This is a genomic window from Pseudomonas sp. LBUM1664, from assembly GCF_059695895.1.
In genome coordinates, this window is sequence record NZ_CP166791.1 from 4394832 (window position 1) to 4420312 (window position 25481).

General features: G+C 58.8%; 23 protein-coding genes, 2 tRNA genes and 3 rRNA genes. 15 read left to right on the plus strand and 13 right to left on the minus strand.

Annotation, left to right across the window (positions count from 1 at the left end; translation table 11 throughout):
* Positions 1–90: 90 nt before the first annotated feature.
* The 4 genes from ACA047_RS20440 to ACA047_RS20455 all read left to right on the plus strand — a co-directional run bounded on the left by ACA047_RS20440 (position 91) and on the right by ACA047_RS20455 (position 4287).
* Positions 91–891, plus strand: a complete 801-nt coding sequence (locus tag ACA047_RS20440) for an SDR family oxidoreductase (RefSeq protein WP_497352378.1) — start codon at positions 91–93, stop codon at positions 889–891.
* Entirely contained in the window at positions 884–2707 is a 1824-nt protein-coding gene (locus tag ACA047_RS20445; RefSeq protein ID WP_497352380.1) for a glycoside hydrolase family 15 protein, read from the plus strand. The genes ACA047_RS20440 and ACA047_RS20445 overlap by 8 nt, the downstream gene beginning before the upstream one ends.
* Before the next feature lie 271 nt (positions 2708–2978).
* The gene (locus ACA047_RS20450; RefSeq protein WP_497352382.1) at positions 2979–3356 is read left to right on the plus strand and encodes a hypothetical protein; all 378 of its coding nucleotides are present in this window, start codon (positions 2979–2981) and stop codon (positions 3354–3356) included.
* 28 nt (positions 3357–3384) lie between these two features.
* Entirely contained in the window at positions 3385–4287 is a 903-nt protein-coding gene (locus ACA047_RS20455) for an alpha/beta fold hydrolase (protein ID WP_497352384.1), read from the plus strand.
* On the opposite strand, the gene ACA047_RS20460 is transcribed toward ACA047_RS20455, so the two are convergent.
* Positions 4256–5248, minus strand: coding sequence for a GlxA family transcriptional regulator (locus ACA047_RS20460; RefSeq protein ID WP_497352386.1), 993 nt, complete (start codon positions 5246–5248; stop codon positions 4256–4258). The two genes, ACA047_RS20455 and ACA047_RS20460, sit on opposite strands and share 32 nt — an antisense overlap.
* 99 nt (positions 5249–5347) lie before the next feature.
* Here ACA047_RS20460 and inhA point away from each other — a divergent pair, with 99 nt between their 5' ends.
* Positions 5348–6034 (plus strand): isonitrile hydratase, encoded by a 687-nt coding sequence (gene inhA / locus ACA047_RS20465; RefSeq protein ID WP_497352388.1) that lies wholly within the window; start codon positions 5348–5350, stop codon positions 6032–6034.
* A gap of 70 nt (positions 6035–6104) precedes the next feature.
* On the opposite strand, the gene ACA047_RS20470 is transcribed toward inhA, so the two are convergent.
* On the minus strand, positions 6105–6842 hold the full coding sequence (locus ACA047_RS20470; protein ID WP_497352390.1) for an SDR family oxidoreductase: 738 nt from the start codon (positions 6840–6842) through the stop codon (positions 6105–6107).
* Between the two features lie 202 nt (positions 6843–7044).
* Here ACA047_RS20470 and ACA047_RS20475 point away from each other — a divergent pair, with 202 nt between their 5' ends.
* On the plus strand, positions 7045–7992 hold the full coding sequence (locus ACA047_RS20475; protein WP_497352392.1) for an AraC family transcriptional regulator: 948 nt from the start codon (positions 7045–7047) through the stop codon (positions 7990–7992).
* A gap of 535 nt (positions 7993–8527) precedes the next feature.
* Here ACA047_RS20475 and ACA047_RS20480 read toward each other — a convergent pair.
* Positions 8528–8986 (minus strand): SRPBCC family protein, encoded by a 459-nt coding sequence (locus tag ACA047_RS20480; RefSeq protein WP_497352394.1) that lies wholly within the window; start codon positions 8984–8986, stop codon positions 8528–8530.
* Positions 8987–9137: 151 nt separating this feature from the next.
* On the opposite strand from ACA047_RS20480, the gene ACA047_RS20485 reads away from it, so the two are divergent.
* Positions 9138–9539, plus strand: coding sequence for a lysozyme inhibitor LprI family protein (locus ACA047_RS20485; RefSeq protein WP_497352396.1), 402 nt, complete (start codon positions 9138–9140; stop codon positions 9537–9539).
* Between the two features lie 114 nt (positions 9540–9653).
* Here the strand turns inward: ACA047_RS20485 and rrf are convergent.
* From rrf to ACA047_RS20510, 5 genes are all read right to left on the minus strand, one after another.
* A 5S ribosomal RNA gene (gene rrf / locus ACA047_RS20490) occupies positions 9654–9769 on the minus strand.
* A 153-nt stretch (positions 9770–9922) separates the two neighbouring features.
* Positions 9923–12814, minus strand: a 23S ribosomal RNA gene (locus ACA047_RS20495).
* A gap of 235 nt (positions 12815–13049) precedes the next feature.
* Positions 13050–13125: transfer RNA gene (locus tag ACA047_RS20500), tRNA-Ala, on the minus strand.
* A 30-nt stretch (positions 13126–13155) separates the two neighbouring features.
* Positions 13156–13232: transfer RNA gene (locus ACA047_RS20505), tRNA-Ile, on the minus strand.
* An 81-nt stretch (positions 13233–13313) separates the two neighbouring features.
* Positions 13314–14850 (minus strand): 16S ribosomal RNA (locus tag ACA047_RS20510).
* The 16S, 23S and 5S rRNA genes sit together here with 2 tRNA genes alongside, the layout of an rRNA operon.
* A gap of 615 nt (positions 14851–15465) precedes the next feature.
* Between ACA047_RS20510 and rhtA the strand changes: the two genes are divergently transcribed.
* Positions 15466–16353: a threonine/homoserine exporter RhtA gene (gene rhtA / locus ACA047_RS20515; RefSeq protein WP_497352398.1), complete on the plus strand. Its 888-nt coding sequence runs from the start codon at positions 15466–15468 to the stop codon at positions 16351–16353.
* 168 nt (positions 16354–16521) lie between these two features.
* Positions 16522–16803, plus strand: coding sequence for a hypothetical protein (locus tag ACA047_RS20520; protein WP_497352400.1), 282 nt, complete (start codon positions 16522–16524; stop codon positions 16801–16803).
* Positions 16804–16843: 40 nt separating this feature from the next.
* Here the strand turns inward: ACA047_RS20520 and ACA047_RS20525 are convergent, their stop codons facing one another.
* From ACA047_RS20525 to ACA047_RS20545, 5 genes are all read right to left on the minus strand, one after another.
* On the minus strand, positions 16844–18652 hold the full coding sequence (locus tag ACA047_RS20525; RefSeq protein ID WP_497352402.1) for an aminopeptidase P family protein: 1809 nt from the start codon (positions 18650–18652) through the stop codon (positions 16844–16846).
* A gap of 49 nt (positions 18653–18701) precedes the next feature.
* Positions 18702–19868: a cysteine desulfurase family protein gene (locus ACA047_RS20530; protein WP_497352404.1), complete on the minus strand. Its 1167-nt coding sequence runs from the start codon at positions 19866–19868 to the stop codon at positions 18702–18704.
* Positions 19869–20027: 159 nt separating this feature from the next.
* Positions 20028–20642 (minus strand): LysE family translocator, encoded by a 615-nt coding sequence (locus tag ACA047_RS20535; RefSeq protein WP_497352406.1) that lies wholly within the window; start codon positions 20640–20642, stop codon positions 20028–20030.
* A gap of 102 nt (positions 20643–20744) precedes the next feature.
* Entirely contained in the window at positions 20745–21011 is a 267-nt protein-coding gene (locus ACA047_RS20540; protein WP_497352408.1) for a hypothetical protein, read from the minus strand.
* A gap of 116 nt (positions 21012–21127) precedes the next feature.
* Complete coding sequence (locus ACA047_RS20545) at positions 21128–21493, minus strand: antibiotic biosynthesis monooxygenase (protein WP_497352410.1); 366 nt, start codon at positions 21491–21493, stop codon at positions 21128–21130.
* Between the two features lie 97 nt (positions 21494–21590).
* Between ACA047_RS20545 and soxR the strand changes: the two genes are divergently transcribed.
* The 6 genes from soxR (at position 21591) to ACA047_RS20575 (ending at position 25464) form a co-directional block, all read left to right on the plus strand.
* On the plus strand, positions 21591–22043 hold the full coding sequence (gene soxR, locus ACA047_RS20550) for a redox-sensitive transcriptional activator SoxR (protein WP_497352412.1): 453 nt from the start codon (positions 21591–21593) through the stop codon (positions 22041–22043).
* 105 nt (positions 22044–22148) lie between these two features.
* A complete protein-coding gene (locus ACA047_RS20555; RefSeq protein WP_497352414.1) occupies positions 22149–22607 on the plus strand; it encodes a VOC family protein in 459 nt (152 codons plus the stop codon).
* 217 nt (positions 22608–22824) lie between these two features.
* Positions 22825–24030, plus strand: a complete 1206-nt coding sequence (locus tag ACA047_RS20560; protein WP_497352416.1) for a PepSY-associated TM helix domain-containing protein — start codon at positions 22825–22827, stop codon at positions 24028–24030.
* A complete protein-coding gene (locus tag ACA047_RS20565; protein ID WP_497352418.1) occupies positions 24027–24569 on the plus strand; it encodes a PA2404 family protein in 543 nt (180 codons plus the stop codon). The genes ACA047_RS20560 and ACA047_RS20565 overlap by 4 nt, the downstream gene beginning before the upstream one ends.
* Positions 24566–24892 (plus strand): hypothetical protein, encoded by a 327-nt coding sequence (locus ACA047_RS20570; RefSeq protein ID WP_497352420.1) that lies wholly within the window; start codon positions 24566–24568, stop codon positions 24890–24892. Before ACA047_RS20565 ends, ACA047_RS20570 begins: the two co-directional genes overlap by 4 nt.
* On the plus strand, positions 24889–25464 hold the full coding sequence (locus tag ACA047_RS20575; RefSeq protein ID WP_497352422.1) for a DUF6162 family protein: 576 nt from the start codon (positions 24889–24891) through the stop codon (positions 25462–25464). The genes ACA047_RS20570 and ACA047_RS20575 overlap by 4 nt, the downstream gene beginning before the upstream one ends.
* The last annotated feature ends 17 nt before the right edge of the window (positions 25465–25481 follow it).

Sequence of the window (25481 nt, forward strand, 5' to 3'; positions counted from 1 at the left end):
CCTGGAATGTGAAGACAGTTTCACCCAAGTGAACTCTCCACGCCTCACGCCAGTCAGCAGGTAAAGCCCCCCGTACAAGGTGCTAAGCCCATGCAGATATCCCTCGCCCAGCAAGTCGCCCTCGTCACCGGCGCCGGTTCCGGCATCGGCGCAGGCTCGGCCAGGGCATTGGCGGCGGCCGGTGCCGCCGTCGTGCTCAACTACCATTCCAGCGCCGGCCCGGCCAAAGACCTGGCCGGTGAGATCAACGACAACGGCGGCCGCGCCATCGCCATCGGTGCCGATGTGTCGAAGGAACAAGACGTCGAACAGCTGTTCGCCCAGACCCTGGACGCCTTTGGCACGCTGGACATCCTGGTGGCCAACTCCGGCCTGCAAAAAGACGCCGCCGCCGTCGACATGAGCCTGGACGACTGGAACACCGTGATCGGCGTCAACCTCACCGGCCAATTCCTCTGCGCCCGCGCCGCCTTGCGGATTTTCACCCGTCAGGGCGTGCGCCAAGGCGTGTCCCGGGCCGCTGGCAAGATCATTCACATGAGCTCAGTGCACCAGCGCATCCCTTGGGCCGGCCACGTCAATTACGCCGCGTCCAAGGGCGGCATCGATCAACTGATGCAGACCCTGGCCCAGGAAACCAGCCACCAGCGCGTCCGCATCAACAGCATCGCTCCCGGCGCCATCCGCACGGCCATCAACCATGAGGTTACCGAGGGCGAACAGGGGCAAAAACTGCTGGAGTTGATTCCTTACGGTCGCGTCGGTGATGTGGAAGACGTCGCCAACGCGGTGGTCTGGCTGGCGTCGGACTTGTCCGATTATGTGGTGGGCACCACGTTGTTCATCGATGGCGGGATGAGCCTTTACCCGGGGTTTCGCGGCAATGGCTGATCACGACGAACCACAAAGCCCTATCGAAAACCACGGCATCATCGGCGACATGCGCACCGCCGCCCTGGTCAACGACCGGGGCAGCGTCGACTTTTTTTGTTGGCCGGAATTCGACAGCCCGTCGATCTTTTGCGCGCTGCTGGACACCCCGCAGGCGGGCATCTTCCAACTCGCCCCAGACCTGCCTGACGCCCGCCGCCAGCAAATCTACCTGCCCGACACCAACGTGCTGCAAACCCGCTGGCTGAGCGACAGTGCGGTGGTGGACATCACCGACCTGCTGCCCATTGGCGACAGCGAGGACGATCTGCCGGTGCTGATGCGCAAAGTTCACATGACCGTCGGCAGTGCAACGTTTCGCATGCGCTGCGCGGTGCGCCACGACTACGCCCGAGCCGCCACCACCGCACGCCAGGACGGCACCCACCTCTGTTTCGAAGCGCCGGGGCAACCGAGCCTGCGCTTATGCTCCGATCAGGCCATGACGCTGGATGGCCATGCGGCCGTGGCCGAGTTCACCCTGGAACAGGGGCAGACCGCCGAGTTCCTGCTTGGCGGCATCGACGACCCGCGGCTTCAGGGCGACGTCAGCGCACTATGCCTGGAACGGACCCTGGCGTTCTGGCGCGGCTGGATCAGGCAATCCAACTACCGGGGGCGCTGGCGAGAAATGGTCAATCGCTCCGCCCTGGCGCTGAAGCTTCTGACCTCGCGCAAACACGGCGCCATCCTCGCCGCCGCCACTTTTGGCCTGCCGGAAACACGCGGCGGCGAGCGCAACTGGGATTACCGCTACACCTGGATCCGCGACGCCTCGTTCACCGTCTATGCGTTCATGCGCCTGGGGTTTGTCGAGGAAGCCAACGCCTACATGCGCTGGCTGCGGGGTCGGGTCAGCGATAGCCGTGATCAGCCGACCAAACTCAACATCCTGTACGGCGTGGACGGCAGGCTGGAACTGCCGGAAACCGAGCTGCCGCACCTGAGCGGCTTCGGCAATGCACAGCCGGTGCGCATCGGTAACCTGGCCTACAAACAGGTGCAGTTGGACATTTTCGGCGAGCTGATGGACGCGGTGTACCTGGTCAACAAATACGGTGAAGCCATCTCCCATCAAGGTTGGAAACACACCGTCGAGGTGGTCAGCCAGGTGTGCGAGACCTGGCAGGACAAGGACGTGGGCATCTGGGAAATGCGCGGCGACAAGCAGCACTTTCTGCATTCACGGCTGATGTGCTGGGTGGCCGTCGACCGCGCTATCCGCCTGGCCGGCAAACGCTCCCTGCCCGCGCCGTTCGCCCGTTGGGACCAGACCCGCCAAGCCATCTACGAAGACATCTGGACAAATTTCTGGAACGAGGAACACCAGCATTTCGTCCAGCGCCTGGGCAGCACCGCCCTCGACGGCTCGATGCTGTTGATGCCCCTGGTGCGTTTCGTCAGCGCCCGCGACCCACGCTGGCTTTCCACCCTGGAAGCCATTGAAAAAAGCCTGGTGCGCGACGGCATGGTGTACCGCTATCGCAACGACGACAGCCCCATCGACGGCCTCAGCGGCATCGAAGGCTCATTCGCTGCCTGCTCGTTCTGGTACGTCGAATGCCTGGCCCGCGCCGGCCGCGTGGAAAAAGCCCAACTGGAATTCGAACAACTGCTGCGCTACGCCAACCCGGTGGGGTTATACGCCGAAGAGTTCGACAGCCACGGCTACCACCTGGGCAACACCCCGCAGGCCCTGACCCATCTGGCGCTGATCAGCGCGGCGAGCTTCCTGGATCGTAAATTGAGCGGGCAGAAAAATGATTGGGAGCCTTGAGCGTGGTTGTCTTCAGCCTGAACGCGGTCCCCTGTGGCGAGGGAGCTTGCTCCCGCTCGACTGCGCAGCAGTCGCATGCTTTCAGGCTACGCCTGGGGGTCGCTTCGCAACCCAGCGGGAGCAAGCGCCCTCGCCACAAAAGCATCCCTGGCATCCGCCCCCCATTTATCGCTACCCCCTTACAGGTTGCCAGTCCCGCAAACCCCTCCTAAGATCGATTCACTCACGGGTGCAGCGGAGCTGCCCGATAAACCCGACTCAAGGATCTGACATGACCCATATAAAACGCCCCATCGCCACCCCACTCCGAACAGGCCTGACCCGCGAAGACCTCTGGGAAGCCCAAGACCGAGGCCTGATCAAATGCTGGGAAATCGGCCGCGACCGGGCGCTGAAGTTTCCCGAACTGGTGCAACGTTGTCTGGCCGGTGAGTTGCCGGTGCTGGGCTGGAAAGGGGGGGTAAGTCGCAGCCTGAAGAAAAGCGAAAAATTCGGCTGCCTCAAGTACCTCGCTCAATGGCAAGGCCTGCGCGGTGAAGACTTGGACATCGATTTGTCCCAGGAACGCACCCTCACCTGCTCCAGCACGAACATGATCGTGACCTTCACGCCGGACCGGGCCAAATACGTGAATCAGGAACCCGCCTGACAGCAACCGAGCGATGCCGGAGGCCGAGATGAACCAAATCCCCAAGGTCAACTTCGCGCAGACACCGCGGCTGCGTATCGCCTACGAAGAACACGGCCCCGCCACGGGCGAGCCGGTCATCCTGCTGCACGGTTTCCCTTACGACCCCAGGGCTTTTGACGAAATCGCGCCCGCCTTGGCCCGCCGCGGCTACTGGGTCATCGTGCCCTACCTGCGCGGCTACGGCCCGACCCGGTTCAATAACCCAACCATCATGCGCTCTGGCCAGCAATCGGCGTTGGCCCAGGACCTGCTGGACCTGATGCAAGTGCTGACCATCCCCCAAGCGGCGTTGTGCGGCTACGACTGGGGTGGACGGGCTGCGTGTATCGTGGCGGCGTTGTGGCCCGAGCGCGTTCGCTGCCTGGTGACCGGCGACGGCTACAACGTGCAGAATATTCCCCGATCAACGCAACCGCTGGATCCGCAAACCGAACATCGCCTGTGGTACCAGTACTATTTCCACTGCGCCCGCGGCGTCGAAGGCCTGACCCAAAACCGGCGCGAACTGTGTGAGTTACTCTGGCGCCTGTGGTCACCAACCTGGAAACGCGGCGCGGCGCTCTATCCCCTCAGCGCCCCGTCTTTCGACAACCCGGATTTTGTCGACGTGGTGATTCATTCCTACCGCCATCGTTTCACGTACGCGCCGGGTGACCCGACCCTGGCGTGGATGGAGGAACGATTGACGGCGCAACCGGCCATTAGCGTGCCGAGCATTTCCTTGTGCGGCGCCGATGATGGCGTAGGACCTGCCCCCGAACACGATGAAGACGCCGAGTATTTCACCGGTCTCTACGAGCGCCGGATGTTGGCCGGCGTTGGCCACAACATTCCCCAGGAAGCCCCCGAGGCCACACTCAAGGCATTGCTGGATCTGCTTGAAGGCTGACCGAAAACCGCTCGCGATACGCCTGTGGCGTCACGTCCATGGCCCGCAGGAAACTACGGCGCAGGGTTTCTTCACTGCCAAAGCCGCATTGCACTGCCACCCGTTTGATCGACACTTCGGTGTCCGTCAGCAAGCGGCGGGCGGTTTCCACACGAATCAACTCCACCGCCCGCGCCGGAGTCTGGCCGGTATCTGCACGGTAGTGACGCACAAAGCTGCGCTCGCTCATGCCCACCTCGGCGGCCAGGCTCGGCAGGCCCAGGTCCCGGGTGAGGTTTTCGGCGATCCAGGCATGCAGATCGTCAAAACGGCCGCCCTGTTTTTGTAGCGACAACGTCACGCTGAACTGCGATTGCCCGCCAGGACGCTTGAGGAACACCACCAGGTGCCGGGCGACTTCCAGGGCGACAGCGCGGCCCAGGTCGTCTTCTACCAGCGCCAGGGCCAGGTCGATGCCGGCCGTCACCCCGGCAGAGGTCCAGACCGGGCCGTCGTTGATGAAAATCGGGTTGGGTTCGACCCGCAGTTGCGGATGCTGCTCGGCCAGCTGTTCGCAGCGGGTCCAATGCGTGACCACGCGCCGACCGTCCAACCAACCGCTGGCGGCCAGCAGAAACGCCCCGGTGCACACCGACGTCACCCGTCGCGAACGCAGGCCATGGTCCTTGACCCAGGCCACCAGCGCCGGGTCTTTCGCGGCTTCGTACACACCCCAACCGCCAGCGATGAGCAGCGTGTCGCTGCCTTCGGTCGGCAGCGGCTCGGCAATCAACGCCAGCCCTGCCGAAGACATCACCGCACCGCCACCGGCGGCGATCACCGTCGGCGCATACGGCACCGGCAGGCCTTGCTGACGGGCCAGGTCGTTGGCCGACGCGAACACCTGCAAAGGCCCGGTGACATCAAGCACTTGCACGTTGGCGAAGGCCAGTACATGAATGGTTTTTGGTGTGCTTGGCATATTGGCGTGATTCGTGGGTTTATTGGCGTATGCGCCAGAGCCTACGACCCTAAAGTAGAACCGTCCACCCCTCGGGCATCATCTTCAGGAGAAATCGCCATGACGTTGCAGATCGGTTTTCTGTTATTCCCCCAGGTCCAGCAATTGGACCTCACCGGCCCTTATGACGTGCTGGCCTCGTTGCCCGACGTGAAGGTGCACCTGATCTGGAAAGACCTGGAGCCGGTCACCGCCAGCACTGGGCTGGTTTTTTTGCCGACGACCACGTTCGAGGACTGCCCAAAACTCGACGTCATCTGCATTCCCGGCGGCAGCGGCGTAGGGCCATTGATGGAAGACGAGCAGACCTTGGCCTTCATCAAGCAGCAGGCCGCCCACGCGCAGTACATCACCTCGGTGTGCACCGGTTCGCTGGTGCTCGGCGCGGCGGGCCTGTTGCAGGGCAAACGGGCCACCACCCATTGGGCCTATCACAGCTTGCTGCAAACCCTGGGTGCGACACCGGTCAAGGACCGCGTGGTACGTGACGGCAACCTGTTCACCGGTGGCGGCATCACCGCCGGGATCGATTTTGCCTTGACCCTGGCAGCCGAACTGTTCGACCAGGACACTGCCGAGTTGGTGCAGTTGCAGCTCGAATACGCCCCTGCCCCACCCTTCGCCGCCGGCAGCCCGGACACCGCACCCACGCAGGTACTGGAAGAAGCCCATCGGCGCACGGCGGAGTCGTTCCGGGTACGCTCGCAGATCACCCAACGGGCTGCGGCGCGATTGGAACGGGCATAACGATTAGTTCAGCCAGGCACAAAGGGAAGGTGCCAGCCCTGAATTCTGGTCTCCTGCCGGGTCGATCGTTTCAGAACGGACTGGCGGTTGGCCGCACCACCAGTTCGCTGACGTCCACATCCGCCGGTTGCTCGATGGCGTAGGCAATCGCCCGGGCTATGGCTTGAGCGGGAATGGAGATCCTGCGGAACTCGCGCATTTGGGCACGGCCCACCTCATCGGAAATACTTTCTGCCAGTTCCGACTCGGTCACGCCGGGGGAAATCACCGTCACCCGCACATCCCCCCCGACCTCTTGGCGCAGGCCTTCGGAAATCGCCCGCACGGCAAACTTGGTGGCACAATACACGGCAGCGGTCGGGCTGACGGTGTAGGCACCGATGGAAGCGATGTTGATGAACTGGCCACTGCGTTGACGCTGCATCAGTGGCAGGCCGGCGGCGATACCGTGGAGTACGCCGCGGATGTTGACGTCGATCATGCGATCCCACTCCTCGACTTTCAGCGCCTCGAGTTTGGAGAGCGGCATGACCCCGGCGTTATTGACGATCACATCGACCCTGCCGAATCGCTCGACGGCGAAGTCGATCAGGCCCTGGACATCATCGCGGAGGGTCACGTCCACCGCTCTGCAAGCGGCCTGCTGGCCAGCGGCTTCAAGTTCCTGCACCAGCGCCTGCAAGCGGTCGACGCGCCGGGCACCCAGTACTACCCGCACACCACGGGCGGCCAGCAAGCGCGCGGCGGCTTCGCCAATACCACTGCTGGCGCCGGTGATGACCACAACTTTGTTTTGAATATCGGACATGATGGTTTCCTCGTCTGGACGTGCTGGCCCCCGGTGGGAGCGTTTTGACAGACCCAGACTAGAGAACCGACCGGTGCACCCGTTAGCCGGATCCTCCTTTGCACTTGCACGATCCTGTACCGATAAAACCGCCGCTGGCCGACGGCTGCGCAATCGGCTTTACTCACTCGGTTCATCCATTTGTCCAGGGAGATTGATTGGCATGTCGGTATCCACGCCCATGCACATTGCGCCTGACGACGGCGTCAACCAGCGCCGCGCCGAGCTGGCGGAGCTGATGAAGCGCTTTGCGCCGGAATACGGCGTCCACCCCACGGCCATCGAGGCCTTGCACCTGATCCGCAGCGACCAGCCGACCGAAGCCCTGCACACCGTGCACAAGCCCGGCCTGTGCGTGATTATCCAAGGGCGTAAAGAAGTGCGCCTGGCGGACGAATGCTACGTTTATGACCCGCTCAACTACTTGGTGGTCTCGGTGTCCCTGCCGGTGGCCGGCCAGGTGATCGAAGCCAGCCCCGAGCGCCCCTACCTGTGCATTCGCCTGGACATCGACCCGGCACAGATCTGCCGCCTGATCGCCAACGCCAGCCCCATCGGCGTGCCGACCCAACGGAGCGGACGCGGCTTGTTTCTGGATCGCATCGATGCGCCGCTGCTCGATGCTGTGTTGCGCTTGCTGCGGCTGCTGGACAGCCCGGACGATATTGCCGCCCTGGCGCCCTTGGCCCAGCAGGAGATTTTCTACCGGCTGCTGCGCGGCGCCCAAGGTCAGCGCTTGCACGAAATCGCCATTCCCGATACCCAGACCCACCGCATCAGCCGCGCCATCGAGTGGCTCAATACCCATTATGCCGAGCCGCTGAGCATCGACAGCCTGGCGCAAATGATCAACCTCAGCCCTTCGGCGCTGCATCATCGTTTCAAAGCGGTGACCGCCATGAGCCCGCTGCAATACCAGAAGCAGTTGCGCCTGCAGGAAGCCCGGCGGCTGCTGTTGACGGAGAACAGCGACGTTTCGTCAATCGGCTACAAGATGGGTTATGAAAGCCCTTCGCAGTTCAGCCGCGAATACAGCCGCCTGTTCGGCGCCTCGCCAAGTAAGGACATCGCCCGTTTGCGTGCTCAGGTGCTGCAGGCCAGTAGCGCCTGATCCCGTGTTCACACAGGACTACTTGGGCGGTGCCGGGAATCGACGCACTTTTCCACAGACGAAAAAAAACCCGCCGAAGCGGGTTTTTTGAGGACCAATTTGACTCCCTGTCCGGCATTCCATGCCTGGTCCCATCATCCATGACCCCGAGCACTCCCTGTACTCAGTGGATAGACATAGATTAGGCCCACTGAAGCCTTGGAAAAAGACGACAAAGCAGCGCTGGCGTGTAAGCGTTTCGCTATACAACGCTTCTGTACAGTTTTGACAGGCGAAAAAAAACCCGCCTAAGCGGGTTTTTCCAAGACCATTACGACTCCCTGTCGGTAGCCATCCTTGCAAGGTCGATCGTCCCTGATCCTGAGCACTTCCTGTGCTTCAGTGGATGAGTCCAGATTACGCCTCGGATCCAAAGTGCAATAGACGACATAGCTGTCATGGCGTGTAAGACATTCGCTATACCAACCTTCCAAATCCCTGAGCCGGGCCAAGATCTCAGCAACCGAAACCGGTATTTACTTCAACGGATGGAGGATCAAGACTTGCTCAGGAACGCTTCAATGTTAGCCATCTGCTCGTCCCAGCCACGGCTGTCCATGCGAAAAGCCTTGAGTCGGCGCGCCTCGGGAATATTGTTAAACCCTGACTCCACCACTTTGAGTAACGTGCCGCCGTCCATGTCTTCGAGTTCGAATTGCACCCGTGTTTCGGACTCTTTAGAGTAATCCACCTGCGGCTCGATGGCATAAGGATGCCAGCGAAACGAGAACACCCGTTCGGGCTCGACCCGCTCCACTACCACGTCCCAGATGAGGTGTTCATAACCGCGATAAGTGATCTGCCCTTGGGTACGCTCACCCGCCACAAACCGTTTGCCCTCAAGGGAGACGCCGAACCATTGGCCGAAGGCTTCGGCATTGGCCAGGGCCCGCCAGACTTGAGAGCGCGGCGCCTTGAGCAGGATCTTTCTTTCAATGCGATCGGATGAATGCATGGGTCACCTCCTGTTTTCAACAGTAGGCTTGTAAGACCACGAGGCCAACCTGAAAGTTGTATCAGAGCGTTGTTTGCAACGCCTCGGCTTTAAAACGGCCTGGAGCGATGTAAACTCCCCCGGCATTTCAACCCTCAAGGAGAGACCGACGATGCCACCACGCTTGCTTCTGGCCCTGGTGCCGCTACTTTTTGTCACCATTGCCCAAGCCGACGACTGCGCCAATGCCACTACTCAGGGAGAGATGAACCAGTGCGCGGCCCAAGAGAACAAGGCCGCCGACAACGAGCTCAATAGCCTGTACAAGCAGATCACAGCCCGCCTGAAGGACAACCCCGAGGCCAAGCAATTGCTGATCAAGGCACAGCGGTCCTGGATCGGCTTCCGTGACGCCGAATGTAATTTTTCCGCGTCTGGGGTTGAGGGTGGCAGCGTCTACCCGCTGATCTATAGCAACTGCATCACGGCCCTGACCAAGGCCCGGGTCGAGGCATTCAAGACCTACCTCAAATGCAAGGAAGGAGACCTGAGCTGCCCAGTGCCTGAGGCTTGACCGCCCAAACATAAAAAAGGATGACCTCTGCAGGTCATCCTTTTTTTAGCACAAAATTCCAGCACAAAAACAAAACCCCTACCTGCATCAGCAGATAGGGGTTTCGGAATTTAATCTTGACGATGACCTACTCTCACATGGGGAAACCCCACACTACCATCGGCGATGCATCGTTTCACTGCTGAGTTCGGGATGGGATCAGGTGGTTCCAATGCTCTATGGTCGTCAAGAAATTCGGTAGCCGGCGCGTGTCTAAACACGTTCCAGCGAATGGGTATGCGATAGTTTGTGTGTTTGTCTCGAACTTTCGGTTCATGTCGTCTTCACACACCGCAATCTGCTGCCCTGTGTTAAAGAGCCGATGCAAATTGCTTGGGTGTTATATGGTCAAGCCTCACGGGCAATTAGTACAGGTTAGCTCAACGCCTCACAGCGCTTACACACCCTGCCTATCAACGTCGTAGTCTTCGACGGCCCTTCAGGGGACTCAAGGTCCCAGTGAGATCTCATCTTGAGGCTAGTTTCCCGCTTAGATGCTTTCAGCGGTTATCTATTCCGAACATAGCTACCCGGCAATGCCACTGGCGTGACAACCGGAACACCAGAGGTTCGTCCACTCCGGTCCTCTCGTACTAGGAGCAGCCCCTCTCAAATCTCAAACGTCCACGGCAGATAGGGACCGAACTGTCTCACGACGTTCTAAACCCAGCTCGCGTACCACTTTAAATGGCGAACAGCCATACCCTTGGGACCGGCTTCAGCCCCAGGATGTGATGAGCCGACATCGAGGTGCCAAACACCGCCGTCGATATGAACTCTTGGGCGGTATCAGCCTGTTATCCCCGGAGTACCTTTTATCCGTTGAGCGATGGCCCTTCCATACAGAACCACCGGATCACTAAGACCTACTTTCGTACCTGCTCGACGTGTCTGTCTCGCAGTCAAGCGCGCTTTTGCCTTTATACTCTACGACCGATTTCCGACCGGTCTGAGCGCACCTTCGTACTCCTCCGTTACTCTTTAGGAGGAGACCGCCCCAGTCAAACTACCCACCATACACTGTCCTCGATCCGGATAACGGACCTGAGTTAGAACCTCAAAGTTGCCAGGGTGGTATTTCAAGGTTGGCTCCACGCGAACTGGCGTCCACGCTTCAAAGCCTCCCACCTATCCTACACAAGCAAATTCAAAGTCCAGTGCAAAGCTATAGTAAAGGTTCACGGGGTCTTTCCGTCTAGCCGCGGATACACTGCATCTTCACAGCGATTTCAATTTCACTGAGTCTCGGGTGGAGACAGCGCCGCCATCGTTACGCCATTCGTGCAGGTCGGAACTTACCCGACAAGGAATTTCGCTACCTTAGGACCGTTATAGTTACGGCCGCCGTTTACCGGGGCTTCGATCAAGAGCTTCGCGTTAGCTAACCCCATCAATTAACCTTCCGGCACCGGGCAGGCGTCACACCCTATACGTCCACTTTCGTGTTTGCAGAGTGCTGTGTTTTTAATAAACAGTCGCAGCGGCCTGGTATCTTCGACCGGCGTGGGCTTACGCAGTAAATGCTTCACCCTCACCGGCGCACCTTCTCCCGAAGTTACGGTGCCATTTTGCCTAGTTCCTTCACCCGAGTTCTCTCAAGCGCCTTGGTATTCTCTACCCAACCACCTGTGTCGGTTTGGGGTACGGTTCCTGGTTACCTGAAGCTTAGAAGCTTTTCTTGGAAGCATGGCATCAACCACTTCGTCACCCAAAGGGTAACTCGTCATCAGCTCTCGGCCTTAGAATCCCGGATTTACCTAAGATTCCAGCCTACCACCTTAAACTTGGACAACCAACGCCAAGCTGGCCTAGCCTTCTCCGTCCCTCCATCGCAATAACCAGAAGTACAGGAATATTAACCTGTTTTCCATCGACTACGCTTTTCAGCCTCGCCTTAGGGACCGACTAACCCTGCGTCGATTAACGTTGCGCAGGAAACCTTGGTCTTTCGGCGTGGGTGTTTTTCACACCCATTGTCGTTACTCATGTCAGCATTCGCACTTCTGATACCTCCAGCAAGCTTCTCAACTCACCTTCACAGGCTTACAGAACGCTCCTCTACCGCATCACTTGCGTGATACCCGTAGCTTCGGTGTATGGTTTGAGCCCCGTTACATCTTCCGCGCAGGCCGACTCGACTAGTGAGCTATTACGCTTTCTTTAAAGGGTGGCTGCTTCTAAGCCAACCTCCTAGCTGTCTAAGCCTTCCCACATCGTTTCCCACTTAACCATAACTTTGGGACCTTAGCTGACGGTCTGGGTTGTTTCCCTTTTCACGACGGACGTTAGCACCCGCCGTGTGTCTCCCATGCTCGGCACTTGTAGGTATTCGGAGTTTGCATCGGTTTGGTAAGTCGGGATGACCCCCTAGCCGAAACAGTGCTCTACCCCCTACAGTGATACATGAGGCGCTACCTAAATAGCTTTCGAGGAGAACCAGCTATCTCCGAGCTTGATTAGCCTTTCACTCCGATCCACAGGTCATCCGCTAACTTTTCAACGGTAGTCGGTTCGGTCCTCCAGTTAGTGTTACCCAACCTTCAACCTGCCCATGGATAGATCGCCCGGTTTCGGGTCTATTCCCAGCGACTAGACGCCCTATTAAGACTCGCTTTCGCTACGCCTCCCCTATTCGGTTAAGCTCGCCACTGAAAATAAGTCGCTGACCCATTATACAAAAGGTACGCAGTCACCCAACAAAGTGGGCTCCCACTGCTTGTACGCATACGGTTTCAGGATCTATTTCACTCCCCTCTCCGGGGTTCTTTTCGCCTTTCCCTCACGGTACTAGTTCACTATCGGTCAGTCAGTAGTATTTAGCCTTGGAGGATGGTCCCCCCATATTCAGACAAAGTTTCTCGTGCTCCGTCCTACTCGATTTCACTTCTAAGATCCTTTCGCGTACAGGGCTATCACCCACTATGGCCGCCCTTTCCAGAGCGTTCCGCTAAAATCAAAGAAGCTTAAGGGCTAGTCCCCGTTCGCTCGCCACTACTAAGGGAATCTCGGTTGATTTCTTTTCCTCAGGGTACTTAGATGTTTCAGTTCCCCTGGTTCGCCTCTTGCACCTATGTATTCAGTACAAGATAACCATCTTATGATGGCTGGGTTCCCCCATTCAGACATCTCCGGATCAAAGTCTGTTTGCCGACTCCCCGAAGCTTTTCGCAGGCTACCACGTCTTTCATCGCCTCTGACTGCCAAGGCATCCACCGTATGCGCTTCTTCACTTGACCATATAACCCCAAGCAATCTGGTTATACTGTGAAGACGACATTCGCCGAAAATTCGCGATTAAACTCACAAATTTTACCTTAGCCTGAGCCATCACCAGTGAAAGTGATGTTCAGTCTATCTTTCTATCACATACCCAAATTTTTAAAGAACGAACTAGTCAAAGACTAGAAATCAACATTCACCATCACCTTGATGGAATGCTCATTTCTAAGCTTTATACAATCGAAGCAGTAGTGGTGGAGCCAAGCGGGATCGAACCGCTGACCTCCTGCGTGCAAGGCAGGCGCTCTCCCAGCTGAGCTATGGCCCCGTATTTCTACAGGCGTTTCCCACACAAAATTGGTGGGTCTGGGCAGATTCGAACTGCCGACCTCACCCTTATCAGGGGTGCGCTCTAACCAACTGAGCTACAGACCCAATTTAGGGCTGCTTCTATCGTCTTCTTCAATGAATCAAGCAATTCGTGTGGGAGCTCATGGAGCAGCTGCGGTCGTCGATTAAGGAGGTGATCCAGCCGCAGGTTCCCCTACGGCTACCTTGTTACGACTTCACCCCAGTCATGAATCACACCGTGGTAACCGTCCTCCCGAAGGTTAGACTAGCTACTTCTGGTGCAACCCACTCCCATGGTGTGACGGGCGGTGTGTACAAGGCCCGGGAACGTATTCACCGCGACATTCTGATTCGCGATTACTAGCGATTCCGACTTCACGCAGTCGAGTTGCAGACTGCGATCCGGACTACGATCGGTTTTGTGGGATTAGCTCCACCTCGCGGCTTGGCAACCCTCTGTACCGACCATTGTAGCACGTGTGTAGCCCAGGCCGTAAGGGCCATGATGACTTGACGTCATCCCCACCTTCCTCCGGTTTGTCACCGGCAGTCTCCTTAGAGTGCCCACCATTACGTGCTGGTAACTAAGGACAAGGGTTGCGCTCGTTACGGGACTTAACCCAACATCTCACGACACGAGCTGACGACAGCCATGCAGCACCTGTCTCAATGTTCCCGAAGGCACCAATCTATCTCTAGAAAGTTCATTGGATGTCAAGGCCTGGTAAGGTTCTTCGCGTTGCTTCGAATTAAACCACATGCTCCACCGCTTGTGCGGGCCCCCGTCAATTCATTTGAGTTTTAACCTTGCGGCCGTACTCCCCAGGCGGTCAACTTAATGCGTTAGCTGCGCCACTAAGAGCTCAAGGCTCCCAACGGCTAGTTGACATCGTTTACGGCGTGGACTACCAGGGTATCTAATCCTGTTTGCTCCCCACGCTTTCGCACCTCAGTGTCAGTATCAGTCCAGGTGGTCGCCTTCGCCACTGGTGTTCCTTCCTATATCTACGCATTTCACCGCTACACAGGAAATTCCACCACCCTCTACCATACTCTAGCTCGACAGTTTTGAATGCAGTTCCCAGGTTGAGCCCGGGGATTTCACATCCAACTTAACGAACCACCTACGCGCGCTTTACGCCCAGTAATTCCGATTAACGCTTGCACCCTCTGTATTACCGCGGCTGCTGGCACAGAGTTAGCCGGTGCTTATTCTGTCGGTAACGTCAAAACACCAACGTATTAGGTTAATGCCCTTCCTCCCAACTTAAAGTGCTTTACAATCCGAAGACCTTCTTCACACACGCGGCATGGCTGGATCAGGCTTTCGCCCATTGTCCAATATTCCCCACTGCTGCCTCCCGTAGGAGTCTGGACCGTGTCTCAGTTCCAGTGTGACTGATCATCCTCTCAGACCAGTTACGGATCGTCGCCTTGGTGAGCCATTACCTCACCAACTAGCTAATCCGACCTAGGCTCATCTGATAGCGCAAGGCCCGAAGGTCCCCTGCTTTCTCCCGTAGGACGTATGCGGTATTAGCGTCCGTTTCCGAGCGTTATCCCCCACTACCAGGCAGATTCCTAGGCATTACTCACCCGTCCGCCGCTCTCAAGAGGTGCAAGCACCTCTCTACCGCTCGACTTGCATGTGTTAGGCCTGCCGCCAGCGTTCAATCTGAGCCATGATCAAACTCTTCAGTTCAAACATCTTTGGGTTTTGAGAAAACCCTAAACTTGGCTCAGCAATCGTTGGTTACATCTTTGATTTCTCGCGGAGTAACTTGCGACGCTGATAATCTGTTGACTAGCAGTCTGACTCCACAAGCACCCACACGAATTGCTTGATTCAGTTGTTAAAGAGCGGTGGGTTGAGTCTTTCGTCTCAACCGAGGCGCGCATTCTACAGCGCCTGGTGTTGCTGTCAAGCGGTTATTTTAAGAAGTTTTCAAAGTTTCCTCTGCAACTTCAACCACTTGCGCTTCTGATCTCTCATCAGCGGGAGGCGAATTCTACAGCGTTACTCGCTGCTGTCAACACCTCTTTTTCAACCCCTTCCAGGCTTCGATGAACTGAAGCGGGCCACTGTCGAAAACCGTATAACTAATTGAAACTCAAGGAGTTTTTCGTTTCGACTGCGCCGGAAGTGGGGCGAATTATAGACGTCTAGAATCTGCCGTCAACCCTTAATTTTGCTTTTCTATCTGTTCGGGACGCCCCCGCTTAAATCCGCCTTATATATAGACGGGATCGCTTCGAATGAGCAATATATTGCTCAATATCAGCCTTCCTCTGCCCTTACCCTGGACGACACTTCGTAATGACTCCCCCACCTCGCAGCCTGGCATCCACCCTGTACCCGGTTGCCCTGCTATTAATAGCCATGGCCTCCATCCAGTCTGGAGCCTCCTTGGCCAAAAGCATGTTCCCGGTAGTGGGTGCGCAAGGCACTACGACGCTACGGCTCATTTTTGCCAGCATCATCATGCTTATATTGCTGCGCCCCTGGCGCGCCAAGCTCAATACCCAATCCTTGCGCACAGTGATCGTCTACGGGATGGCGTTGGGCGGCATGAACTTTCTCTTCTATATGTCACTGCGCACCGTTCCGCTGGGAATCGCCGTGGCGCTGGAGTTCACTGGCCCGCTGGCGGTCGCCATTTACGCCTCGCGCCGGGCAATCGACTTTCTCTGGATTACCCTGGCAGTGATTGGCCTGCTTTTGTTGATACCGAGCGGAGCCACCAATGTCGGCATTGACCTGGTCGGAGCCGGCTATGCCCTGGGCGCAGGAGTCTGTTGGGCGCTGTATATCCTGTTTGGCCAGAAGGCCGGGGCGGACAACGGCGTGCAAACCGCCGCATTGGGAGTGATGATCGCCGCGCTGTTCGTCGCCCCTATCGGCATCGTCCATGCAGGCGCCGCATTGCTGACGCCGAGCCTGATTCCGGTCGCCATTGGGGTCGCCATCCTTTCCACTGCCCTGCCCTACACCCTGGAGATGATCTCTCTGACACGGATGCCAGCCCGGACCTTCGGTACCCTGATGAGCATCGAACCCGCATTCGGTGCCTTGTCGGGGCTAGTGTTCCTTCAGGAATACTTATCACTGGCCCAGTGGGCCGCCATTACCTGCATCATTCTTGCCTCGGTCGGCGCAACACTGACCATGGGCAGCGCCGCAAAGCCCGCCGTCGCGGCAGATTGAGGCAAGATTTAACGAAGGTCTGGTATTTACCGCGCATTTAGGCCATGTTTAGGTCCGTAACCCAATGTCAGACATGGATTTTTTCATACAGGACGTCATGAACGCTTTAAGCGAAAGCGAACGCAGCCGTACGCGGACATAAGATCCACGACGGCATTAAGGACGGGAATGAAACGAATTTTGATATTGATCGCTGTATTTGCAGTTGCGGGCTGCGCGGCGACCTCTAAAACTGAAGTCAAGCGCGGTAAGAAAGGCCTGCACATCAACTGCTCCGGCTTGTCTTCATCCTGGGACCAGTGCAGCGCCCGCGCCGCGAATTTATGCGCCCCAAAAAATTACAAAGTCATCGCCAAATCGGGTGACGCCGTCGAGGAACCGGGGGATTATCCTTTCGGCCTCAACCCCGCCGGTTACACCAGCCGTAGCATGATCGTCATCTGTAAATAAGCGGTGTGGCCAGTCGAACCGACTCGATTGGCCACCCCAGTCAGATCGCCATGGTCCGCGTGTTCAGCCATTGCAGGGCGTCGCCCTCCAACAGCGGACTCAAACGACGTTGAACCTCGGCGTGGTAGACGTTGAACCAGTCTTTTTCATCCTGGGTCAGCAGCGACGACTCCAGGCAGCGGGTATCGATCGGGCAGAGAGTCAGGGTTTCGAACTCAAGGAACTCACCGAACTCGCTGGTACCCGCCTCCCGGTTCAACACCAGGTTCTCAATGCGCACACCCCAACGCCCCGGACGATAAGTACCCGGCTCAATGGACGTGATCATGCCCGGCTGCATCGCGGTTTGTGGCGTGGCAGCGGCCTGATAGGCAATCACCTGCGGGCCTTCGTGAACGTTGAGGAAATATCCGACGCCGTGGCCGGTGCCGTGACCGTAATCCACCTGCTCGGCCCAGATCGGCGCGCGGGCGATGGCATCAAGCAACGGCGACAGAATCCCACGTGGGAATTTCGCCCGGGACAACGCGATCACCCCCTTGAGCACGCGGGTGCAATCACGTTTCTGCTCTGCTGTGGGTGTTCCGACCGGAACCATGCGAGTGATGTCGGTGGTGCCGCCGAGGTACTGACCGCCCGAGTCGATCAACAGCAAACCATCACCTTCGATGACCGCATGGGCTTCTTCTGTCGCGTGGTAATGGGGCATCGCGCCGTTGGCATTAAATGCAGCGATGGTGTTGAAGCTCAGAGAGACAAAATCCGGCCGGCGTGTGCGGGCTGCGGTCAAGTGCTCATCGATAGTCAGCTCGGTGATGCGCTCGCAGCCCCAGGCACTTTCCAGCCAGGCGAAGAATTCGCAGAGCGCCGCTCCGTCCTGCTCCATGGCCCGACGGATGTGCTCGGCGTCGGCCGGGCTTTTACGGGACTTGGCCAGCGTCGTGGGATTGAGTCCTTCGACCAGTTTCACGCCACTGTCCAGATTATCCAGCAAGCCGACCGTGACCCGCGCTGGATCGATCTGCAGGCGCGCGCCGCTCGGTACTTCACGCAACGCGGCGGCTGCTTCGCGGTAATCGCGCAGGGTCACGCCGTCCTGCTCAAGAATGGCCCGCAGCGGCGCATCAACCTTATCCAGCGCCACAAAAAGTGTCGCCTGTTGCTGGCTAATCAAGGCAAAGGAGACAAACACAGGGTTGAACGACACATCTGCGCCGCGCAGGTTGAACAGCCAGGCGATGTCATCCAGCGTGGCGATGAAATGCCAGTCGGCACCGCGCTCCTTGAGCGTTTCGCGCAGTTTGGCGAGTTTCTCGACCCGGCTGACGGTCGCCTGCGGCGGTAGGTGCGCGTAGACCGGTTGATCGGGCAGGCTAGGGCGATCAGTCCAGACCTCCTTGAGCAGATCGATGTCGGTACGCAGCCGCGCGCTCCGTTCCTCAAGCTTGCCGCTCAGGGTTCGGGCCGACGCCACGGCCATGACCGCTCCGTCGACCGCAACCACCGCGCCCTCAGGCGTTTGTTCGGCCAGCCAGTCCAGCGGGCCAGGTTGACCGGGAATGAGCTTGACCAGCTCGATACCACTGCCCTCCAGCTCCTTGGTCGCCTGTTCCCAATAACGGCTGTCGGCCCAGACTCCAGCGAAATCCCCGGTCACGATCAAGGTACCGACCGAGCCATGGAACCCCGACAACCATTGCCGCCCTTGCCAATAACCCGGCAGATACTCCGACAGATGCGGGTCGGCCGATGGCACCAGCAGCGCGTGAATGCCTTCGCGACTCATCAGTTGGCGGATTCGGGCCAGGCGCTGGGGAACCAGTCCATGGGTCAAAGGCTCGGTGCTCATCGTTTCTCCTGCTTATCAATATTATTGTTCAATGCCAAAGACACTCGGCTTATGGGGTAGTGGCCCAGAACGCCGGCGCAGTCGCGCAGGCCGCTTGAATCAGCCGCACCACCTCGTCGACATCCTGCTCACGGGTGAAACGCCCCAGGCTCAAGCGAATGGTCCGGCCAGCCGCACGTGCATCATGCCCCAAGGCCAATAGCACATAAGACGGCGTGTTATTGGCCGAATTACAGGCCGAGGTCGCGGAAAATGCAATCGACGTGCCCAATGTTGCCGGGTTGAACTCACCTTCGTTGAAAGTCAGGCTCAGCGTGTGGGGAATACGCTGGGTCGCGCTGCCGTTTATACACACACCGGGCAGGGCCAGCAGTGGCTCAAGCAAACGATTGCGCAACCGGGTGATTTTAGCGAGATCTTCGTCGAACGACTGAGACGCCAGTTCGAATGCGGCGCCCATGGCGGCAATTTGATGGGTCGCCAGGGTGCCGGAGCGCAAACCACCTTCGTGACCGCCGCCATGAATCTGGGCCGACAGACGCGGCCGGGCACGGTCGCCAACGTAGAGTGCACCGATACCCTTGGGGCCGTAGATTTTGTGCGCAGAGAAAGACATCAGATCCACCGGCCACTGGGCCAGGTCAATCTTCACCTTGCCGGCGCCCTGGGCCGCGTCCACATGAAACAGCGCGCCGTGCTCGCGAACGATCTCGCCGATGGCGACGACATCATTGACGGTGCCCAGCTCGTTGTTCACCAGCATCAGCGATACCAGGAACGTATCTTCACGCAGGGCCTGGCGCACAGCTTGCGGACTGATCAGCCCATCGGCGTCCGGCGCCAGCCACGTCACCGCGACACCGCTTTCTTCGAGCTGCCGGGCCGTGTCGAGAATCGCCTTGTGTTCGATCAGGCTGGTGATGACATGGCCGCCGGACACACGACGCGCCTGCGCCACGCCCTTGAGGGCCAGGTTGTTGGATTCGGTGGCACCGGACGTCCAGACAATCTGCCCGGGCTGTGCCCCCACCAATTGCGCCACTTGCTCGCGCGCCAGCTCCACCGAGCGTCGGGCCTCCTGGCCAAAAGCATGGGAGCTGGAAGCCGGATTGCCGAAGTTACCGTCAAAACCCAGGCATTGGACCATGACCTGGATGACTCTCTCATCCACCGGTGTGGTGGCGGCGTAATCGAAATATAAAGGACGTTTATTCATAGGAAACTCGCAGAGCCTGTTCCGGGATCGGGTGCCCTCGTTGGGTTCGAGACAAGCTGTACCTGATCATGACCTTAAAGAAGTCGGACTTCATTTAAAAGTGCGTAGGAACGCTCCTAAACAGCGAGCTTAGCAGGCATCGCGCCGAAGCTCAGCCCCTCATCTGATGCTTTCGAGCAACAACGGATACAGCGAGGCGACCAACAACAGCGCCATGCCCCAGTTGAACAGGCGCAGCCAGCGACGATCACGTAACAGGTTGCGCAACAAGCTGCCGCAGACCACCCACAGGCTCACGCTTGGCAGGTTGATCAGGGCAAACACGGCTGCGATCACCACCACATTGAAGAAATAACCCTGAAGCGGTGTGTAAGTGCTGATGGCGCCGATGGCCATGATCCAGGCTTTGGGGTTGACCCACTGGAACGCCGCTGCGCCCCAGTAACTGATCGGCGTATTTTCCCCCGGCCGACTTTCCGAAACCGGGCCGGAGTGGGCGATTTTCCACGCCAGGTACAACAGATAGGCCGCACCGACGTAACGCAGTACGGTGTAAAGCAACGGATAGGCCTGAAACACCGCGCCCAAGCCAAGTCCCACTGCCAGCACCAGGGAAAAGAAGCCGCAGGTGATACCCAACATGTGAGGAATGGTGCGGTTGAAACCGAAATTGACCCCCGAGGCCAGCAACATGGTGTTGTTGGGGCCGGGTGTGATCGAAGTCACGAGGGCAAACAGGGCGAAGCCCAGCAGCAGGTCAAGCGAAAGGGTCATGGCAGGCAAATCCATCGGGGCAGTCAGTCAAGTCATGACCCTACCCCACGCTCTGGCGCAAACCCACGGACAGTTGGGCAAAACTTCGAGCGGTACAGTCGCTTAGCTTGGCCGACCTGGCAACTGTACGACCCGCTCGGCGCTCATCTCGCCCCGATCGTCGAAACCCATATTTTTTTGCGACGGGCCGAGCAATTCAGCCTTTTTCGCATGGTATTCGTCGAACGACAGACCCCGGCGATTCAAGGCTTCAAGGGCCAGTTCACGGGTTTCGTCGGCGGTGTAGGCGCGCAGTTCCGGGGATGAGGTGGCGCAACCGCTCAATACGGTGGCAGTCAACAGCAGCAAAACAGCAAAGGTACGGTTCATGGCGGGTGTCCGGTGTTCTGAAGTTGGGCGATGAACACAGGCTACCCGCCGACCCCGCACCGCAGAAATCAACCCTCTTGATAGTGGGTATTGCCCCCTCGGATCACCTGCTGCATTCACTCGACCAACTGGCAATGCAGCGCGTTGTCCGGGCTGAGCTCGATGTTGCGCAGCACTTGAAACGAGCCGAACGTCACGGCTTTGGCTCGGTGAGCCTGGATCAGCTGCCAGAAATCCTGCTCACCGTTTTCAAAGCTTTGAAACGCCGCTTCGCCCGCCTCGCGGGTTTGCCACTGCAAGTAGTTGAGAACGCGTCGACCGTCTTCACTGGCCTGGATACTGGCACTCAGAAAACCTTGATGATCGCGCGCCAGGCGCTCGGTCTGTTCCGACAGGGCCGTCACCAGCGCCTGCTGCCATTGCGGTTCGATGTCGAATTCCATCAGTTGGGTAAAACTGCGGTTGTTCCTTGGCGATTGCATGAAGGGTCCCCCGATGCAGATACGGCGAATCTTGCGATCCGAAGGCATGCAGGGTAAAACCTCTAGTTAAGTCAAGGTCAAGCAGTGAATTCATGCAATGACGCAAATAAATGTCCACAAAGAGCTCACCGTCGGCCAAGTGGCCGCCCGCAGCGGCGTGGCGGTCACGGCCCTGCACTTTTATGAATCCAAGGGGCTGATCAAAAGCGCCCGTAACCAGGGCAACCAACGCCGTTACCCACGGGAAGTATTGCGGCGAGTGGCACTGATCAAGGTCGCCCAACGCTTGGGAATCCCCTTGGCCGAAATCGGCCAGGCGTTGAAAAACCTGCCGGACAACCGTGCCCCAACGGCCGCCGATTGGAAGACGCTGTCGGCGCAATGGAGCCGGGATTTGGATGAACGCATCAACCAATTGATGGCCCTGCGTGATCGGCTCAACGGTTGCATCGGCTGCGGTTGCCTGTCGATGGAAGGTTGCCCGTTACGCAATCAGGGCGATGTGCTGGGCAAGCGCGGGCCGGGAGCGCATCTGCTGGACGAGCCGTAAGACGTTCGTCGGGACGTGAGCCGGCCCCAAGACGCTGCCTTATAGTGGATGAGCGCAAATCGACGAAGACTCTCTTCGCCTCCCATAACAAAAAGGAGAAACGTCATGGGCATCAAAGCCATCCCTGAAGGTTTCCACAGCATCACGCCCTATCTGGGCATTCAAAAAGCCGCCGAAGCCATCGATTTCTACAAAAAAGCCTTCAATGCTACCGAGGTCATGCGCCTGGTCATGCCCGACGGGGGTATCGGTCATGCCGAACTGCGGATCGGCGACTGCCCGATCATGCTCGGCACGCCTTGCGATCAAGGCCCGCTGAGCAACCCGGACCAACCGCCGTCGGTGGGCCTGCATTTATATGTCGAAGACGTGGACAGCGTGTTTGCCCAGGCGATTGCCGCCGGTGGTGCGGTGATTTCCGAGGTCAAGGATCAGTTTTACGGGGACCGCACCGGAACCTTGAAGGATCCTTACGGACATGTGTGGTTTCTGGCCACTCACAAGGAAGATCTGACCCAGCAACAGATTGAGCAGCGGGCCAGGGAGATGTTTCAGCAAGGCTGACTTGTCCTCTAAGGTCAACTGACCCCTAGCCACAAAAAGCATGGGCAGCAAACGCGAAACATTTTCTTTCATGTTCCGCTTCGGGATTTTGCTTGCTCGTTCGTCTTAGTTAGATGCAGCAGGCCGCGTCGGAAAAAGCCACGGCCGGCTTTTTCAGGGTTCACGGTATTGCGAAGCCCGTAATACGGAATCTTTCATCGAATCAAGACGTTCAATCATGTCGAAGAAATCCCGATCCAAACTCTGGTTCCTGGTCCATAGCTGGCTGGCCCTGCCCATCTGGTTTTTCGTGCTCATCGTTTGCGTCACCGGCACCCTGGCGGTGGTCAGCCAGGAGATCGTCTGGCTGGCCAACCCCGACATGCGCGCCAGCAAGCCCTCGGACGATGCGCCGCTACTCAGCTACGACCAGGTCATCGCCGCCATCAAGCAAGCCCAGCCGCAAACCCAGGTGCAAAGCATTGTCCGTCCGGACGAGTCGCATTTTGCGCTGGAGGCTCGCGTCACCTACCCTGACGGCCGAGCCGACACGGTCTACGTCAACCCTTACAGCGGGGTCGTCCAGGGCTCGGCGCCGACGTTCAACTTCAAGGGATTCACCCGGGCCCTGCATGGGTGGTGGCTGGTGCCGTTCACCAACGGTTACAGCTGGGGTTGGTACCTGGTGTCGTTCCTCGGTCTGCCGTTGCTGGCGTCCCTGGTGACGGGGCTGGTGGTCTATAAGCGTTTCTGGAAAGGTTTTTTCCGTCCGACCCTGCGGATCCGTCACGGTGCACGGATTTTCTGGGGCGATTTCCACCGGCTCAGCGGTATCTGGTCGATCTGGTTCATCGCGGTCATTTCCATTACCGGCACCTGGTTTCTGATCGAGGCCCTGCTGTCCGACAACCAGGTCTCCATTTCCAGCGCCCCGGTCATTCCGGTCGTCGCGCGCGAAAGCGTTCCCCTGTCAGCCGATGGCGTTGCACCGCCGCAACTGAACCTGGACCGCGCCATTGAAATCGCCCAGCAGCGAATCCCGGGGTTGGATGCGAGCTTCGTCAGCCTGCCCGGCAACGCCTACAGCCATTTGGAAATCGGCGGTCGCAGTGGGTATCCGCTGATATTCCAGACCGCCAGCATCAATCCCTATAACGGTGACGTGGCCGCCTCGCGGCTGCTGTCGGACCGTACGACACTGGAATTCGTCACCGAATCCATGCGTCCGCTGCACACCGGGGATTTCGGCGGTATCTGGATCAAACTCATTTGGTTTTTCTTCGGTTTGATCCTGAGCATGATGGTCCTCAGCGGGCTGCTGATCTGGACCAAACGCACGGCCCTGGCCACCGCCAACGCCCTCAAGCGCAGCCAAAAAACCACACGAGAAACCTGGTCGTTGCAGCCGTCCATCCACCGTGAATCGCCGGAGGGCAACCTGTGAACCCATTCACCACCGCCCCGCCGCCGTCACGCCTGAGTCTGTTCTGGCATAAATGGCGCTTTCACCTCAACGTGCTGTTGTTGCTGATTCCCCTGGGTTTCATGCCCAAGTACTTCTCGGAAGCGGCGTTGTTTCGCGGCGATGCCGGGCTGGGGCAACGGGAGCTCGGTGAAATCCAGGTCGGGCCCTGGAGCCTGCGCCTGGCCGAGCTTCGCGACGAAGCCCCCCGCCCCAACGGCCCGGCCGGGCACATGAAACAGTTCACTGCCGCGCTATGCCAAAGCTGTATTGGCCAGGTCAAGGCCACCTACCTGCGTATCGGCAAACCTCGCAGCCTGCGGGCCGCCGGGGTGATTTTCTTCGGTTCGCCCTATCGCATGGGCGCCTTGTTGCCGGTGCCGCAAAAGACTCAACCCGACGCCGAACTGTGGATCACCCTCGAAGGTTGGGACGGTTCGATGCATCAAGCCTCCCTTCCCCTGAGCCAGGCCTCCCCGGCCACCGTCGCCTGGCTGAAGTCCCAAGGAGCCCAACCATGACCACCCGCACCGGCCTCAACAGCCTGGCATTGCTACTCTGCGCCGGTTTCAGTGCCAGCGCCCTGGCCCACAACCCCATGTGTGAATGCAAAGCCATCGACGCCGAGCAGATCCAGTGCACCGGCGGCTTTTCCGACGGCAGCGGCGCGCCCGGGGTAACCCTGGACGTGATCGGCTACGACGAAACCATCCTGGTGCCGGGCAAGCTCGGCGCCGATTCAAAGCTGACCTTCAAGAAACCGAACGCTGAATTCTACGTACTCTTCGACGCCGGCCCCGGCCACGTGGTGGAAATCGACCAAGCCGACATCGAGGCCCCATGAGCAACCCCACCACGCAAGTCATCCGCCCCGCCGGCGCTGGCCATGAAACCCTGTATGTGTTGCTGCTGTGTCTGATCATCGTGCTGGTGGCCGGGTCGGTAGTGGCCTGGCACGGGGAAACCCAGGACGTCAGCCACCTCGCCTCGAACCAACTCGACGCCCGCCGCGACCTCAGCGCTGCCGAGCAAGGCATCTATGCCGATCTGCGGGTGACCCTGGATGAGATCCACCTGTTGCACGAGGAGCAACAGGCCCTGCCTGGTTCGCAAACGCTGGCCGAAGAAGGCTTTGCCCCATTCGCCCAGGACGCCAGTTCCGTCAGCCGCGGCGGCCATGTCTGGCAACAGCTGGGGGACCGGGCCTACTTCGGCGCGAGTGCCCATGCATCCGTCGCCGGTTCGTTTCTGATGCGCATCAGCGAAGCGTCCGACGCAGCCCCGGACATCTGGCTCAACCGCAGCAACGACCTCACTGCCCCCACCGCGCTGGACGATGCCACTTTGTCGGGCGACGGCTGGCAACAGATCGTCGCGCAATTCGACACCGGCGTGACCCGCCAACAGCGGCACTGACCCCACGCCCTCATCCG